Source organism: Ferrovibrio sp. GW821-FHT12F09 (genome assembly GCF_058806775.1).
The window spans coordinates 988,654-1,003,698 of the sequence record NZ_JBXAPZ010000001.1; the positions used below are offsets into that span (position 1 = coordinate 988,654).

14 protein-coding genes and 1 tRNA gene are annotated in these 15,045 nt (G+C 64.9%); 11 read left to right on the forward strand and 4 right to left on the reverse strand.

Annotated features, from left to right (window positions below):
• Positions 1-48 precede the first annotated feature (48 nt).
• Positions 49-1,119, forward strand: a complete 1,071-nt coding sequence (locus tag AC1ROB_RS05145; RefSeq protein WP_492973383.1) for a tartrate dehydrogenase — start codon at positions 49-51, stop codon at positions 1,117-1,119.
• A gap of 85 nt (positions 1,120-1,204) precedes the next feature.
• On the opposite strand, the gene AC1ROB_RS05150 is transcribed toward AC1ROB_RS05145, so the two are convergent.
• Complete coding sequence (locus AC1ROB_RS05150; RefSeq protein WP_492973382.1) at positions 1,205-2,317, reverse strand: sensor histidine kinase; 1,113 nt, start codon at positions 2,315-2,317, stop codon at positions 1,205-1,207.
• Between the two features lie 120 nt (positions 2,318-2,437).
• On the opposite strand from AC1ROB_RS05150, the gene AC1ROB_RS05155 reads away from it, so the two are divergent.
• From AC1ROB_RS05155 to lepA, 3 genes are all read left to right on the forward strand, one after another.
• Positions 2,438-2,668, forward strand: coding sequence for a DUF3606 domain-containing protein (locus tag AC1ROB_RS05155; protein WP_492973381.1), 231 nt, complete (start codon positions 2,438-2,440; stop codon positions 2,666-2,668).
• 399 nt (positions 2,669-3,067) lie between these two features.
• Complete coding sequence (locus AC1ROB_RS05160) at positions 3,068-3,547, forward strand: PaaI family thioesterase (protein ID WP_492973380.1); 480 nt, start codon at positions 3,068-3,070, stop codon at positions 3,545-3,547.
• 15 nt (positions 3,548-3,562) lie between these two features.
• Complete coding sequence (gene lepA / locus AC1ROB_RS05165) at positions 3,563-5,365, forward strand: translation elongation factor 4 (RefSeq protein ID WP_492973379.1); 1,803 nt, start codon at positions 3,563-3,565, stop codon at positions 5,363-5,365.
• Between the two features lie 39 nt (positions 5,366-5,404).
• Here the strand turns inward: lepA and AC1ROB_RS05170 are convergent, their stop codons facing one another.
• Entirely contained in the window at positions 5,405-5,722 is a 318-nt protein-coding gene (locus AC1ROB_RS05170; protein WP_492973378.1) for a hypothetical protein, read from the reverse strand.
• Between the two features lie 91 nt (positions 5,723-5,813).
• Here AC1ROB_RS05170 and AC1ROB_RS05175 point away from each other — a divergent pair.
• Positions 5,814-5,904, forward strand: a tRNA-Ser gene (locus tag AC1ROB_RS05175).
• A gap of 155 nt (positions 5,905-6,059) precedes the next feature.
• Here AC1ROB_RS05175 and AC1ROB_RS05180 read toward each other — a convergent pair.
• Positions 6,060-6,836: a GntR family transcriptional regulator gene (locus AC1ROB_RS05180; protein ID WP_492973377.1), complete on the reverse strand. Its 777-nt coding sequence runs from the start codon at positions 6,834-6,836 to the stop codon at positions 6,060-6,062.
• Positions 6,823-8,112, reverse strand: coding sequence for a Zn-dependent hydrolase (locus tag AC1ROB_RS05185; RefSeq protein ID WP_492973376.1), 1,290 nt, complete (start codon positions 8,110-8,112; stop codon positions 6,823-6,825). The genes AC1ROB_RS05180 and AC1ROB_RS05185 overlap by 14 nt, the downstream gene beginning before the upstream one ends.
• Positions 8,113-8,438: 326 nt before the next feature.
• Here AC1ROB_RS05185 and AC1ROB_RS05190 point away from each other — a divergent pair, with 326 nt between their 5' ends.
• The 6 genes from AC1ROB_RS05190 (at position 8,439) to AC1ROB_RS05215 (ending at position 15,036) form a co-directional block, all read left to right on the forward strand.
• Positions 8,439-9,530, forward strand: coding sequence for a ring-opening amidohydrolase (locus AC1ROB_RS05190; protein WP_492973375.1), 1,092 nt, complete (start codon positions 8,439-8,441; stop codon positions 9,528-9,530).
• Positions 9,523-10,419: a phytanoyl-CoA dioxygenase family protein gene (locus AC1ROB_RS05195; protein WP_492973374.1), complete on the forward strand. Its 897-nt coding sequence runs from the start codon at positions 9,523-9,525 to the stop codon at positions 10,417-10,419. Before AC1ROB_RS05190 ends, AC1ROB_RS05195 begins: the two co-directional genes overlap by 8 nt.
• Positions 10,420-10,423: 4 nt before the next feature.
• Positions 10,424-11,356: a polysaccharide deacetylase family protein gene (locus tag AC1ROB_RS05200; protein WP_492973373.1), complete on the forward strand. Its 933-nt coding sequence runs from the start codon at positions 10,424-10,426 to the stop codon at positions 11,354-11,356.
• Complete coding sequence (locus tag AC1ROB_RS05205; RefSeq protein WP_492973372.1) at positions 11,353-12,363, forward strand: isopenicillin N synthase family dioxygenase; 1,011 nt, start codon at positions 11,353-11,355, stop codon at positions 12,361-12,363. Before AC1ROB_RS05200 ends, AC1ROB_RS05205 begins: the two co-directional genes overlap by 4 nt.
• Before the next feature lie 64 nt (positions 12,364-12,427).
• A complete protein-coding gene (locus tag AC1ROB_RS05210) occupies positions 12,428-13,930 on the forward strand; it encodes an amidohydrolase family protein (RefSeq protein WP_492973371.1) in 1,503 nt (500 codons plus the stop codon).
• On the forward strand, positions 13,927-15,036 hold the full coding sequence (locus tag AC1ROB_RS05215) for an ABC transporter ATP-binding protein (RefSeq protein WP_492973370.1): 1,110 nt from the start codon (positions 13,927-13,929) through the stop codon (positions 15,034-15,036). Before AC1ROB_RS05210 ends, AC1ROB_RS05215 begins: the two co-directional genes overlap by 4 nt.
• Positions 15,037-15,045: the final 9 nt, after the last annotated feature.

Below are 15,045 nucleotides of genomic sequence, written 5' to 3' on the forward strand. Positions count from 1 at the left end.
TAATCTGTTTAAGTCTCCCCAGTCTGCAAAAAAAGGACGCGTATAAAAATGGCCAAGAAACACAGGATCGCCACCATCCCCGGCGACGGTATCGGCAAGGAAGTGGTGCCCGAGGGCCTGCGGGTGATGGATGCCGCCGCCCGCCGCTTCAGCATCGATTTCCAGTTCGACCATTTCGACTGGAGCGTCGATTACTATCTCAAGCACGGCAAGATGATGCCGGATGACTGGAAGCAGAAGATCGGCGGCCATGACGCCATCTTCTTCGGTGCGGTCGGCTGGCCCGAGAAAGTCCCCGATCACATTTCGCTCTGGGGCTCGCTGATCCAGTGGCGCCGCGAATTCGACCAGTATGTCAACCTGCGCCCCGTCCGCCTGATGCCGGGCATTCCCTCGCCGCTGGCCAACCGCAAGGTCGGCGATATCGACTTCTGGGTCGTACGCGAGAATACCGAGGGCGAGTATTCCTCGATCGGCGGCCGCATGTTCCATGGCACCGAGCGCGAATTTGTGGTGCAGGAAACCATCCTCAGCCGCATCGGCACCGACCGCATTCTCAAATTCGCCTTCGAGCTGGCGCAGAGCCGGCCGAAGAAGCATCTCACCTCGGCCACCAAGTCGAACGGCATCTCGATCACCATGCCCTACTGGGACGAGCGCGTGGCCGAGATGAAGAAGGGCTATCCGGGCCTGAAGGTCGACCAGTACCATATCGACATCCTCACCGCGCATTTCGTGCAGCACCCGGACTGGTTCGATGTCGTGGTCGGCTCCAACCTGTTCGGCGACATTCTTTCCGATCTGGGTCCGGCCTGCACCGGCACCATCGGTATTGCTCCTTCGGCCAATCTCAATCCGGAGCGCAAATTCCCCTCGCTGTTCGAGCCGGTGCATGGTTCGGCGCCGGATATCGCCGGCAAGGGCATCGCCAATCCGGTCGGCCAGATCTGGTGCGGCGCCATGATGCTCGAGCATCTCGGCCACAAGGACGCGGCCGATGCGGTGATGAAGGCCATCGAGGATGTGCTGGAAGCCGGGCCGCGCACACCCGATATGGGCGGCCAGGCGAATACGCAGGATGTCGGCAAGGCGATTGCCGAGGCCGTGGCCAAGGGCTGAAGCGCCCAGCATGCAGTGTCATTCCCGCGAAAGCGGGAATCCTGACGTCGACTGAAATAGTGCCGGCCGGCGCAAGCCGGCCGCTTCAGGCCTGGCTTTCGGCTTCCGGCGCCGCATCGGCGCGGGCGAAAAAGATCGTCACGCGCATGCCTTTGCCGGGCGAGGAGACGACGTCCAGGCGCGCCCCCACATTCTGCCGCAGCGAGCGCACGATCAGGGCGCTGAGTTTGCCCTGCCTGGGCCAGTCCGTGGGGCTGTTCAGGCCGATGCCGTCATCGGCGACCACGACGCGGCAGCCCTTGCCGTCCACCAGGCTGTGCAGCGTTACCGTGCCGCCATCGCGGCCGGCAAAGGCGTGTTTCAGCGCATTGGTGAGCAGCTCGTTGACCACCAGCCCGGCCGGCATCGCCACATTGATCGAGACCGGCCAGGTGTCGACCTTGAGATCGAGCCGGATGCCTTCCACCGCATGGGCGCGCATCACGGCGGCGGCGATCTGGCTGAGATAGACGCCGAGATCGACCGTCTCGCCAAACGACTCATCCGACATCGAGCGGTAGAGCAGAGCCAGGGAATCGACCCGGCCGGCCAGCCGGTCGAACCGTTCGCCGGTCGCGCCCTCTGGCAGGTTGCGGGTTTCCATGCGGATTAGCGCGGTGATCATCTGCAGATTGTTTTTGACGCGATGCTGCAATTCGCGCAGCAGCGTGTCTTTCTCGCGGATGCGCTGCTCCAGGTCATCCGCGCCGGCTTTATCGCGGGTGCCGATTTCGGCCAGGCCCAGCAGGCGGAAGATCGGCGTGCCATCGTCATCCAGGATGACGTTCGACCAGGCATCGACGGCAACCGGCGCGTCGGGGCGCGCGATCTGGAAGGTGCCGATATAGTCGTCTTCCTCGGCAATCACGTCGCTCAGCTTGCGCGTGCCGTCTTCGGCAATGGCGATATCGACAACGCTGTCCCAGCTCTTGCCGCTGACCTGCGCCGCCGGCCGGCCGGTCAGGCGTTCGAATTCGATATTGGCATAGGTGACCTGCTCGGATGGCTGCAGTTCCGAAACGACGATCGCAAACGGGATATGGTCGAGAAACTGCCTGAAGCGGTCGCTTTCCAGCACATCGGCCAGATGCGGCGTCTCCAGCAGCTGTTCCAGCGGCTTGGCGTCAGTCTCTGGCGGCGTATTGGCGTCGGTGGTCATGCCGCGATGTCCCATCCTGTAGCGCCGGTCATAACAGGTCTGGCGGGCCGGGTCAGCAGGGGCGCGGGATTCGTGTGGCGCCGCGCCATGGCCAGGCTTCGCTTGATGGAACCGCCGTGTATGGCTGCTGTTGAATCCCGCATCGCCACGGCAGAGGAGGGGCATCCCATGACCGACCTGCGCAAGGATTTCACGCCGCCCGATCCGGCCCGGGTCAATCTCGAGGCCGATCTGGAGGTGCGCTACTGGTGCCGGCATTTCACCGTCACCCCCGACCGGCTGCGCGAGGCGGTCGACCGGGTCGGCGGCTCGACCCATGCGGTGGAGCAGGAGCTGGGTCGGCCGCACTGAACCGGCGACAGCGCCGGTTTGACATTTCGATCATTTGTTCCTATAATGTTCTTATGACTCGACCGGTCTTTCCGGCCGGGTCTCTGCTGTTGTCCATCGTGAATCCGTTTTCCCGTGCATCGTCTCATGGCGACCGCAGAGCCGGTTACTGAACATGCCCTGGTTACCGAATACTCCCTGGGCTCAGGATGGCGCGAAATGGCTCAGGATGGTCCGAAATGGCGTCGCGCTGGCCAGGTTTGGCAAAGTTTGGTCCACTTTGGCTCAAGAAGGCGCGCGTTGTCAGGGTTGCAGGGTTTCAGCCGTGCTAACCGCCTGAGAATCCTAAGGCCGCCGGCGCTTTGCGGCGCAACAGACCCGCGTTGCCGCTGCCGCCCCCGGATGCTACAACCCCGGCCCATGAGCGCCGCCCCCGAATCCCCCGCTGCTGCTGCCATTCCGCCCGGCATGAAGGAACTCAACTTCATGGGATTCCTGGCGGTGAACGGCCCGCTCTGGGGCCGGCTGGAAGACACCGACGGCACCGCCGTGCCGGTGCTGGGTTTCCGCGTAGAACAGCGCCACTGCAATCCGATGCAGATCTGCCATGGCGGCATGCTGATGACCTTTGCCGATATGGTGCTCGGCCTGGCCGCCTCGGCCTCTGCCGGTGGCCGCAAATTCCTGCCCACCGTGAACCTGGCGGGCGACTATGTCGGGCCGGCGCCGCTGGGCGCCTGGGTCGAAGGCAAGGGCCGCCTGCTGCGCCAGACCCGCAATCTCAGCTTCGTCGAGACGCTGATCACCGCCGATGGTGCGCCCTGCCTGCGCGCCAGCGGCATCATGAAGATTCCGGCCCGCGAGGCGCGCGAAAGCGACCTCATGAGCCTGTTCCGCTGAGCATAGATAGACATCGTGGCCACTGATCTTTCCCTGATCCGAAACTTCTCGATCATCGCCCATATCGACCACGGCAAGTCGACCCTGGCCGACCGCCTGATCGAGGCCTGCGGCGGTCTCGAGAAGCGCGAGATGAGCGAGCAGATTCTCGACAGCATGGATATCGAGAAAGAACGCGGCATCACCATCAAGGCGCAGACGGTGCGCCTGAACTATCATGCGAAAGACGGCAAGGATTACGTCCTCAATCTGATGGACACGCCCGGCCATGTCGACTTCGCCTACGAGGTCAGCCGCTCGCTCGCCGCCTGCGAAGGCTCGCTGCTGGTGGTCGATGCCTCCCAGGGCGTCGAAGCGCAGACTTTGGCGAATGTGTACCAGGCGCTCGATGCCAAGCACGAGATCGTGCCGGTGCTCAACAAGGTCGATCTGCCGGCCGCCGATGTCGACCGCGTCAAGCAGCAGATCGAAGATGTGATCGGCCTCGATGCCAGCGACGCCGTGCCGATCTCGGCCAAGACCGGCATCGGCATCGACCTGGTGCTGGAAGCGCTGGTCACCCGCCTGCCGGCGCCCAAGGGCGACCGCGAAGCGCCGCTGAAAGCGCTGCTGGTCGACAGCTGGTACGATGCCTATCTCGGCGTCGTCGTGCTGTTCCGCGTCATCGATGGCGTCATCAAGAAGGGCATGAAAATCAAGTTCATGTCGTCGGGCGCCGTGCATCCGGTCGAGCGCGTCGGCGTCACCACGCCGAAGAAGGTCATGGTCGACGAGCTTGGCCCCGGCGAAATGGGCTTCTTCACGGCCGCGATCAAGGAAGTGGCCGATACCTCGGTCGGCGACACCATCACCGAGGACCGGCGCCAGGCCGAGACGGCGCTGCCGGGCTTCAAGCCGTCGATCCCGGTGGTGTTCTGCGGTCTTTACCCGATCGATGCCGGCGCCTTCCCGGAACTGCGCGAAAGCCTGGGCAAGCTGCGGCTCAACGACGCCAGCTTCCATTTCGAGATGGAAAGCTCGGCAGCATTAGGCTTCGGCTTCCGCTGCGGCTTCTTAGGGCTGCTGCATCTGGAAATCATCCAGGAGCGCCTGGAGCGCGAGTTCAACCTCGATCTCATCACCACGGCGCCCAGCGTGATCTATCACGTCTACAAGACCGACGGCTCGATGGAAGAGGTGCATAACCCCGCCGACATGCCCGATCCGATGCTGATCGACCATATCGACGAGCCGTGGATCAAGGCCACCGTGATGGTGCCCGACGAATATCTCGGCGCCATCCTGAAGCTCTGCGAAGAGAAGCGCGGCCGCCAGGTCGAACTCACCTATGCCGGCAACCGCGCCATGGTGGTCTATCGCCTGCCGCTGAACGAAGTGGTGTTCGATTTCTACGACCGCCTCAAATCGATCAGCCGCGGCTATGCCAGCTTCGATTACCAGATGGACGGCTACGAGGCCGGCAACCTGGTGAAGATGACCATCCTGGTGAATGCCGAGAATGTCGACGCGCTGGCCAGCATCGTCTATGCGGGCCGCGCCGAGACCCGCGGCCGCCAGCTCTGCGAGCGGCTGAAAGAGTTGATCCCGCGCCAGATGTTCAAGATCGCCATCCAGGCCGCCATCGGCGGGCGTATCGTGGCGCGCGAGGATATCTCGGCGCTGCGCAAGGACGTGCTGGCCAAGTGCTACGGCGGCGACATCAGCCGCAAGCGCAAGCTGCTGGAGAAGCAGAAAGAGGGCAAGAAGCGCATGCGCAATGTCGGCAATGTGGAAATCCCGCAGGAAGCCTTCATTGCCGCGCTCAAGATTTCGGACTGACGTCCGAAGGGGCCGCGCTCAAGATTTCGGACTGATACTTTAAGCCAGGGCCCCGAAGCGCTGCCGGCGTTTCGGCGTGCGGCTCTGGAACACGATCAGCAGCAGCAGGCCCAGCGCGCCGAACACCACGGCGGCGGGCCAGCCCAGCAGGGTGACCACCGCCGGGTCCCAGACCGCCGGCGGCGTCCAGCTTTGCAGAACCTCCAGGCTGCCGGCATCCAGGCGGCGCCAGAAGTCGCCGATGGCGATAAAGCCGAAGCGGCCGGTTTCCAGCCAGCGCAGGCCGTCGCCGCCCAGCGCCAGCAGCGCCAGCGCCAGCAGCAACCAGCCCAGAATGCGTCCCAGCAGCACGGCCATTTCCCCCTGAATCCGCCTGTCGTGACAGCATGTTAAGCCCAAGGCCGGGCCGATTGCAAATTCGCTCGCGGCGGGTATAGTGCCGGCCGCTGGAGAGATGGCCGAGCGGTCGAAGGCGCACGCCTGGAAAGTGTGTATACCTCAAAAGGGTATCGTGGGTTCGAATCCCACTCTCTCCGCCACCTGGCCGCCCCGCCGCAGGGCCGCCTCTTCTGTCGGCTACCACGTTAGTTGGCAATTTCCCATATTAGCTGGCAATTCCGACCATGCATTCTGGCCATGGGTGAGTCTTGCTGCCGCGCTTCGCGCTAGGGCCTGCGGAACAACGCGCACTTTCTCAGGCCCGCTCCCGGGTCGGCTTTTTCCCGGCGAGCGGTGATTTGGCCACCGGCGTGCAGCGGAACACATCTTCCAGGCTGGTGAAGTTGTCGACCCGGTCGCGCACCGACAGCATCGTCTCCAGCCCGACCAGATGATCCAGCATCAGCTTCGCGGCACGGGCGGCATCGCCTTTGAGCACGGCGTCCGCGATATTCTCATGTTCGTGAGGACCGGCGCAGTTATGCAGGCGTTTGGGCGCGAACAGCGAGAAGTGTAGCGAGGAGCGGGTCAACAGGCCGCGCAGCATGTCGACGAGCTGGTCGTTGCCGCTCAGCTCCGCCAGCAGGAAGTGGAATTCGGCCGACAGCTTGAACAACCGGCCGCGGTCGTCGGTCTTGATCGCCTTTTTCTCGGCCGCCACATGCTGGGTCAGGCGCTCGGTATCGATGAAGGCGCGCCGCGCCGCCAGTTTGTTGGCGATGCCGACCTCCAGGATCTTGCGGGCCTCGTAGATGTTGTGCAGTTCCTCGATCGTCGGCGTCGGCACGAAGGTGCCGCGATTGGGAATCATGTCGAGCCAGCGCTCATGCGCCAGGCGATGCAACGCCTTGCGCACGCGTTCGCGGCTGACTCCCAGCGCCCGCGCCAGCGTTGGCTCCTGAAGATTTAGTCCGGCCGGCAGCTTGCCCATCAGCATGGCCTGGCGGATGGCGTTGTAGATCGCCTCGTCGGTATCGACGTCGCCCTTTTTCTTCGGTTCGGCCGCAGTACGCTTGGTCTTAGACGGCGGCATCGATATCCTCCACGGCGGCCACCAGAAGCTTCAGGCCCTGGGCGAAATCCGCCATCTCCATGGCTTCGTCCGGATTGTGGCTGCCATGCGCGTTGCGGATGAAGATCATGGCTGTCGGAATGCCCTTGTTGCCGAAAACCGCCGCATCGTGGCCGGCGCCGCTGGCCATGGTCATGGCGGGAATTGACAAGGTCTTAGCCAGACCGGTCAGTCTGTGCAAGTGCGTCGGGTCAATCGGTCCGGGCAGTGCATTGGTATAGGCGCCAAGCTCGATCTGCACGCGCCGCTGCCGGCCGATCTCGTCGGCATGGGCGCGCAGGCGCCGGTCGATGGCGAGCAGCACGTCATTGTCTTCGCTGCGGATGTCCATGGTGAACCACAGCTCGCCGGGAATCTTGGTCATGGTATGCACGGCCGTATCGGTGTGGAACTGGCCGACCGTGCAGACCAGGTCCCTGCCATCCTGTTCATGTTCAAGCCACAGCGCCTCCAGGCGGTGGATGAAGTCCACGCCGGCCAGCAGGGCATCCTGGCGGCTCTCGCGCGGCTCCGCCCCGGCATGGCCGTAACGCCCGGTGATGCGGCAATGGCGATAGCGCAGGTTGCCGCGGATGCCGGTGACGATGCCGACGGGCAGCGCGCGCTGGACCAGCACGGGACCCTGTTCGATATGCAGTTCGAGAAAGCAGTGCACGCGATCGGGGTCGATCTGCGGTTCGCCGGCCCGGATGCGGTCGGGCGCGAAACCGGCCAGCGCCATATGCTCGGCCAAGGTCTTTCCGGTATCCGGCCGGCGGCAGGCATCGAGGGCTGCGGGCTCCAGCAGGCCGAATGCGGCACGGCTGCCGATATAAGGCGCGGGGAACCACGACAGCTCTTCGGCGCGTACCCCCATCACGGTGATGTCGCGCCGTGGCTGCCGGCCGGCGCGGCGCCAGCGCGCCAGCATCGCCATGCCGGCGACCACGCCGGCGGCGCCGTCGTAATTGCCGCCTTCGGGCACGGAATCAAGATGCGAACCGGTCATGATGGCCGGCAGGCTGCGGTCGCGACCGGGCAGCGTCAGGTACAGATTGCCGGCCGCATCAATGCGCTGCTCCAGATGCAGGGTCTCTCCCAGCCGGCTCATCAGATCATGAGCCATCTGCTCGCCCTCGCCATAGGAGGCGCGGGTGACACCCAGCCGGCTGCGCGATCCGGCGCGGAGCTCGTCAAACAGCGTCGCCGCAAGCGCGGTCTCCGTCGCAAGGTCTGCGTCCAATCCGCTGGTGCTCATGTCGCGTCCGTCGCGTCCTGCTGCATCATTTCCATATACCGGGCGTTGCAATCTCCATGCCGCCGAAGGCACGCGGATTTCTCCATGATTTGGCAAGGCTGGCGCATTCGGCGGCACAATCCGTGTCGCAAATATGTGCACATCTGAATGACGAATGTGCACATATTGGGCTGGACGGGTCTGGGCCGCCCGTTGAGCGCTGTCGGCCGGATCGTCCGAATACTCCCGTAAATCAGGGACTTCCCGACATTTCCCGCCATCGCCCCGGATCTGGCACGGCGGTTGCAATTTGACCCTGCGGAGGGCGGTCCCTCCGGAGGGCCGCGATGTCGCGTCTGGGGGAAGTGTTCAGTTTCGGGATGACCGCGCCGGCGGATATGTCGGCGCTCACCGTAGCCATTGCCGAGGGCCGGATCGATCCGGCTGCGGTGGTCTGCGTCTACGTGAAGACTGAAGGCAACGGCCAGGACAATGACTTCAGCCGCGATGTGGCGGCGATGACGTTGCAGGGTATTTTCTCGCGTTACGGCGTGGCGCCGGTGCTGATCGCCTCGGGCGGCTGCGAGGGTGTGCTGTCGCCGCATTACATCGTCGTGCAGCGACGCAGCGTGCAGAATGCGTCGGCGGGCGATACGCGTGCGCTGGCTGTCGGCCATGCGCGCACCCGTCTGCTGGCGCCGGAAGAGATCGGCACGCTGGCCCAGGTGCGGGCAACGGCTGAGGCAATTGAGACGGCCATGCAGGATGCCGGCATGACGGCGGCCGACGTGGCCTTTGTGCAGATCAAGGCCGCCCTGCTCACCGATGCCGCTATTGCCGATGCCGCAGGCCGCAAGGTCGCGGTGCGGGCCGTGCGGCCGCATGCCTCCAAGCCGCTGACCCGGGCAGCCTGCGCCATCGGCGTGGCCGCTGCCCTTGGCGAGGTCGATATGGCGGGTCTGACCGATGCTGCGCTGGATGACGGCAGCCTGCAGACCAGCCGCGCCATCGTGACGCCGGGCAATACCGACATGCGCTGCGATATCATCGTGTTCGGCCATGCAACGGGCTGGGTCGGCCCGCATCGCGTCGGCGCCACCGCGCTGCACGACCTGATCGACCTGAAATCGGCGACCGGTCTGTTGCGCCGGCTGGGCTTTGCACCGGACCCGCAACTGCTGGCCGCGGAAAGCGCGCGCATCGATGGCGTGCTGTTCAAGGGTGATCCGCCGGCCGCCGAGGTCATCCGCGGCCGTCGCCACGTAATCTGGCGCGACAGCGATATCCAGCCGCCACGCCATGTGCGCGCCGCCGTCGGCGGCATGTTGTCCAGCCTGCTCGGCAACACGCGCGTCTTCTGCGCTGGCGGGGCCGAGCACCAGGGTCCCGAAGGGGGAGGGGTGCTGGCGGTTTTCTCAAGGGAGGCAAGCAATGCCTGAGGCTGCTGCTGTCAAAAACGCCACCGGCTATCGCCAGACATTCGAAACCAATGGCTGCCTGATCCTGCAGGATCAGCTCTCGGCCGCAACGGTTGCGCGCATGCGCGAGGCGGCCGACGCGCTGATGGCTGGCGGCGAGGGGCGCGGGCCGGGCGACGCCCATTACGATTTCGAGCCGGAGAAGCTGAACGGCCAGGCCGTGATCCAGCGCATCAAGCGTCCGCACGAGATCAGCCCCTTCTTTGCCGAACTGGCGCGGGCGCCGGAAATCCTCGATATCGTTGAAGACCTGATCGGTCCCGATATCCGGCTGCATCATTCCAAGATCAACGTGAAGATGCCGTCCGTCGGATCGCCGCTGGAATGGCACCAGGACTGGGCTTTCGTGCCCCACACCAATCCGTCGATGGCCTTCGTCTCCATCGCCATCGACGCCTGCACCACAGAGAATGGCCCGCTGCATCTGCTGACCGGCACGCACCGGACCGGACTGCGCGACCATCATCACGGCGGTTATTTCTTCGGCGCTATCGATACGGACGCGGAGAGGATCGACACGACGGCGGCGGAAACCCTGATCGGCCCGCCCGGTGCAATGTCGATCCACCACCCGCTGATCATCCACGGCTCCGGCCACAACACCAGCACGGGATCGCGCCGCATCCTGTTCTTCGAATATGCCGCCGCCGACGCCTGGCCGCTGTTCTACGGCGTGGACTGGGACGAGTATGAAAGCCGCATGGTGCGTGGCCGGTCCAGCCAGTGGCCGCGCCTGTCGGATACGCCGATCCGCATGCCCTATCCGCGCCAGACCAAGGGCATGATCTATGACCTGCAGCAGCAGTTCAGCAAGCGCTTCTTCCGCGCCGACAATGCAAAGAATGGATGAACCGGTGACCGCACGCGACCTTCACGGTTACGGCTCCGAACCGCCTGCGGTGCAGTTGCCGAATGGCGCCCGCCTGGCGGTGTCGCTGGTGGTAAATTTCGAAGAAGGCGCCGAACTGGCAGCCGGCGATGGCGATGCCAGCAGCGAGCGCATCTCCGAAGTGGCCAGCGTGGTGCCGGAGGGTCGCTGGGACCAGGGCACCGAGCAGATTTTCGCCTATGGCATGCGCGCAGGCATCTGGCGGGTGCTGGAGGCGCTGAAAGCCCATGGCCGGCCCGCCACGTTTTACATGTGCGGCCGTGCCGTCGAGCGCTCGCCCGACATCGCGCGCCGCATCGTGGCCGCCGGGCATGAGACCGCCTGCCATGGCTGGCGCTGGCTGCCGCATGCCCATTATGACAGCCCGGAGGCCGAGCGCGCCGACCTCAGGCGCTGCGTCGAGGTGATCCGGCTGGCCACCGGCGAACGGCCGGCCGGGTTCTTCTGCCGCGGCAGCGAAAGCCGCTGGACGCGCGACATCCTGCGCGAGCTGGGCTTCACCTATACCAGCAACGGACTGGATGACGACCTGCCTTACTGGGACGCCGCCAATCCGGCGCGACCGCTGCTGGTGGTGCCCTACGCCTTCGACACCAATGACATGAAATTCTTCCATCCGAACGGCTTCGTGCTTGCCGATGAGATGGTGGCCTATGTGAAGGACGCCATCGAAGTCCTGCTGGCCGAAGGCGTGGCCGGGCGTCCGAAGCTGCTCAATATCGGCTTCCACCTGCGCATCATCGGCCGGCCGGCGCGGTTTGCTGCTTTTCGCCGAATCCTGCAGTTGCTCGACAGCTACGGCGACCAGGTCTGGGTGCCGCGCCGCATCGATCTGGCGACGCTCTGGGCCGAACAGTTCCCGGCGCAGGCGCACCCCGTCATGGAGGAATCCGCATGAACAGGCAGAGCATTCCCACGGTGGATATCTCGGGCTTCCTGAACGGATCGGCCGCAGACAAGGCGCGGGTCGCCGCCGCCATTGCTTCTGCCAACGAGAGCATCGGCTTTTTCGCCATCACCGGTCACGGTGTTCCGGACAGCGCCTACAAGTCTGCCTATGACGCAGCCTATCGTTTCTTCGATCTGTCCTTCGATGAAAAGGATCTGGTCAAGCGCCCGTCGCCGGAGGCCAGCCGCGGCTACAACGCCGTCGGCCGCGAATCGCTGGCCTACAGCCTCGATGTATCGGCGCCCTTCGACCTGAAGGAGACCTTTGCCATCGGACCGGTCGACCTGCCGGCCGATCCGGATTACGTCGGGCCGAAATCCTATCCGCATTTCCTGCCCAATATCTGGCCCGACCGGCCCGAGGAATTGCGCACCGCCTGGATATCGTATTTCCGCACGATGCACCGGCTGGCCGATGACATCATGCGTATCTTCGCCGTGGCGCTGGATCTGCCGGAATCCTGGTTCGCCGACAAGACCGACAAATGCATCAGCCTGTTGCGGGCGCAGAATTATCCCGATCAGCCGACCCCGCCGCAGCCGGGGCAACTGCGGGCCGGCGCGCATTCCGACTATGGCGCGCTGACCATCCTGCGCGGCGATGATTCTCCGGGCGGTCTGCAGGTGCGCACCCGCGACGGCGACTGGATCGATGCGGCGATTCCGCCCGGCGGCTTCATGATCAACATCGGCGACCTGATGGCGCAATGGACCAACGACCGCTGGGTCTCCACCCTGCATCGCGTGGTCAATCCGCCGGTCGACCGCCGCTCGGGCTCGCGCCGCCTGTCGATCGCCTTCTTCCATCAGCCCAATTACGACGCGGTGATCGAATGCATCCCAAGCTGCCAGCCTGAGGGTGGCAAGGCGCGCCATGCGCCGATCACCTCGGGTGAGCACAAGCGCTTGAAATTCGCCAAGGCCAATAACGTGAAGATCGAAGCCATCGCCTCGTGATGGGATATGCCATGCCCGGAGGGCTGACGCAGTGACAGTGACGGTACTTTCAGGAGCGCAGGTATTGCCGGACAGCCGCAGTGCGGCACGGCACGCCGACCTGGTGATCAGGGATGGCCGCATTGCCGCCATCGAGCCGGCCGGCACGGTGCCGGCCACGGCCGCCGACACGGTGGTCGATGCAACTCGCCTGCTGCTGGCCCCCGGCCTGGTCAACGGTCACCTGCATTCCTGGGATCATTACCTGAAGGGCTGCCTGGAAAACCTGACCATGGAAGTGGCCATGGCGCTGATCCGGCCGCGGCGCCCGGTGCAGATCACGCCGCGGCAGATGTATCTGCGCACCATGATCGGCGCCATCGAGTCATTGCGCACCGGCGTCACCACCTTGGTGGACGACCTGTCGCTGGGCCAGACCTTCTCGCGCGAGCATGTGGACGCGGCGCTGCAGGCCTATGCGGATACCGGCGTGCGGGCGCTGGTCGGTTTCAGCATGATCGACCGCGCCGTGGTCGACAGCTATCCCTATCTCGACGAGTGCTTCCCGGCGGAGCTGCTGGCCGAACTGCGGGCCCTGCCGCGGCCGCAGGCCCAAACCCTGCTGGATCTGGTGACTGATCTGGCCGGCAGCCACCATCCGGCCTCGTCGCGCGTCGGCGTGCTGGTGGCGCCATCGGCGCCGCATCGCTGCACCGATGATTTCCTGCGGCGCTGCCGCCGGCTGGCCGACGATCTGGCCCTGCCGGTGATGACGCATTGCCAGGAAACCCGCATGCAGATCGTGACGGGCCATGAATTCTACGGCAAGTCGATGGTCGCCCATATGGCGGAGATCGGTTTCATCAAGCCGGATACCACGCTGATCCATGGCGTCTGGCTGTCGAAACGCGACATCGCCCTGATCGCCGATCTTGACGCCACCGTGCAGTATAATCCCTGGAGCAACGCCATCATCGGCGCTGGCATCGCGCCGGTGCGCGCCTGCCTGGATGCCGGGATCAATGTCAGCATGGGCACCGACGGCGTCGGCCTGCCATTCGGCGTCAACATGCTGAACGCCATGGGCATAGGTGCCGTGCTGCCCAACCTGGCCAGTCCGGACATGAAGCAGTGGCTGACCGCGGCGGAAATCCTGCGCGCCTCCACCGAAGGCGGCGCGGCGGCGCTCGGCATGGGCAAGGAGATCGGGCGCATTGCCGTCGGCATGAAGGCCGATCTCGTCGGCTACCGCCTGGATTCCACAACCTTCACGCCGCTGAACGACCCGGTGCGCCAGATCGTCTATGCCGAGCGCGGCAGCAATCTTGCCCTGTCCATGGTGGATGGCCAGATCGTGATGCGCGACGGTCGGCTGACCACTATCGACGAGACAGCGATCCTGCGGGAAGCGCAGGCCGCCCATGCGGAACTGATCGATCAGCTGACTTCGTCGCAGGTCGACACCGCGCCGTTCAAGAATGCCATCGAGGCGGTGTACCTCAAATCCCTGAGCTGTCCGATCGCCCATGACTATTACGCGGCCATGGTGACCGGCAACAACATCGCCGCCACCGGAGGCGTGCCATGACGGCGACACGCGGTCACCAGCTCACCGTGTCGCGCGTCTCGCATGCCTATGCGGGCGTGCCGGCGCTGACCGAGATTTCGCTCGACATTCCGCCAGGTAGTCTCACGGCATTGCTGGGTCCATCGGGCTGCGGCAAGACCACGCTGTTGCGGGTGATCGCCGGCTTCATCCGCCAGACGGCCGGATCGATCCTGGTGGACGGCGCGCCCATCGACGATATGGCCGCGGCGGAACGCAGCATCGGTATCGTGTTCCAGAATTATGCGCTGTTTCCGCATATGAGCGTCACCCGGAATGTCGGCTATGGCCTGCGCGCCCGTGGCCAGCCCGCGGCTGTCGTGGCCGAGCGCACCGCCGAGATGCTGCGGCTGGTGCAGATGGAGAAATTCGGCAATCGCCTGCCCGGCGAGCTGTCGGGCGGCCAGCAGCAGCGCATCGCACTGGCGCGCGCGCTTGCGGTCGAACCCAAGATCGTGCTGCTGGATGAACCTTTCTCGGCGCTGGACAAGAGCCTGCGGCTCGACATGCAGATCGAGGTGAAGGCACTGCTGCAGCGAACCGGCGTGACGTCCATCCTGGTGACCCACGACCAGGAAGAGGCGCTGTCGATGGCAGACCAGGTCGTTGTGCTGAACCAGGGCCGCATCGAGCAGCTCGGCAGTCCGGCCGATCTCTATGACCGGCCACGCACGCTGTTCGTCAACCAGTTCCTCGGCCATGCCAACCTGCTGCGTGCCACCCTGCGCAGCCGCGACGGCGACAGCATCGGCCTCACACTCGATACCGGCGCCGCCTGCACGGTTCCCAGCGACAAGGAGTTGGCGCCGGGCAGCGCCGTCTACCTGTCGGTGCGGCCGGAAAACCTGCGCCTGACCGACGCCGCCGGCGGCCTGTTCACCGCCACCGTGCGTCAGGTGCTGCCGCTCGGCTCCATGGATGTGATCGAAGCCGAGACTGCAACCGGCACCGTGCTCAAGTTCACCCAGCCGCATCAGCGCGGCGGCATCCGCAACACGGCGGGCGAGCTGGTCCATATGGCGATCCGCGATCCGGCCGCCTGCACGATCTACTCCGCCGGCACCCGATCCACCTCCGCAGACCACTAACCAGACAGG

Excerpts from the sequence above, each read along its gene's own strand:
- AC1ROB_RS05190 (WP_492973375.1), top strand. The coding sequence starts at position 8,439 with ATGTCGCGTCTGGGGGAAGTGTTCAGTTTCGGGATGACCGCGCCGGCG.
- AC1ROB_RS05205 (WP_492973372.1), top strand. The coding sequence starts at position 11,353 with ATGAACAGGCAGAGCATTCCCACGGTGGATATCTCGGGCTTCCTGAAC.
- AC1ROB_RS05170 (WP_492973378.1), bottom strand. The coding sequence starts at position 5,722 with ATGGCCGTGCTGCTGGGACGCATTCTGGGCTGGTTGCTGCTGGCGCTG.
- AC1ROB_RS05195 (WP_492973374.1), top strand. The coding sequence starts at position 9,523 with ATGCCTGAGGCTGCTGCTGTCAAAAACGCCACCGGCTATCGCCAGACA.
- AC1ROB_RS05145 (WP_492973383.1), top strand. The coding sequence starts at position 49 with ATGGCCAAGAAACACAGGATCGCCACCATCCCCGGCGACGGTATCGGC.
- AC1ROB_RS05185 (WP_492973376.1), bottom strand. The coding sequence starts at position 8,112 with ATGAGCACCAGCGGATTGGACGCAGACCTTGCGACGGAGACCGCGCTT.
- AC1ROB_RS05155 (WP_492973381.1), top strand. The coding sequence starts at position 2,438 with ATGGCTGCTGTTGAATCCCGCATCGCCACGGCAGAGGAGGGGCATCCC.
- AC1ROB_RS05180 (WP_492973377.1), bottom strand. The coding sequence starts at position 6,836 with ATGCCGCCGTCTAAGACCAAGCGTACTGCGGCCGAACCGAAGAAAAAG.
- AC1ROB_RS05150 (WP_492973382.1), bottom strand. The coding sequence starts at position 2,317 with ATGACCACCGACGCCAATACGCCGCCAGAGACTGACGCCAAGCCGCTG.
- AC1ROB_RS05160 (WP_492973380.1), top strand. The coding sequence starts at position 3,068 with ATGAGCGCCGCCCCCGAATCCCCCGCTGCTGCTGCCATTCCGCCCGGC.
- AC1ROB_RS05215 (WP_492973370.1), top strand. The coding sequence starts at position 13,927 with ATGACGGCGACACGCGGTCACCAGCTCACCGTGTCGCGCGTCTCGCAT.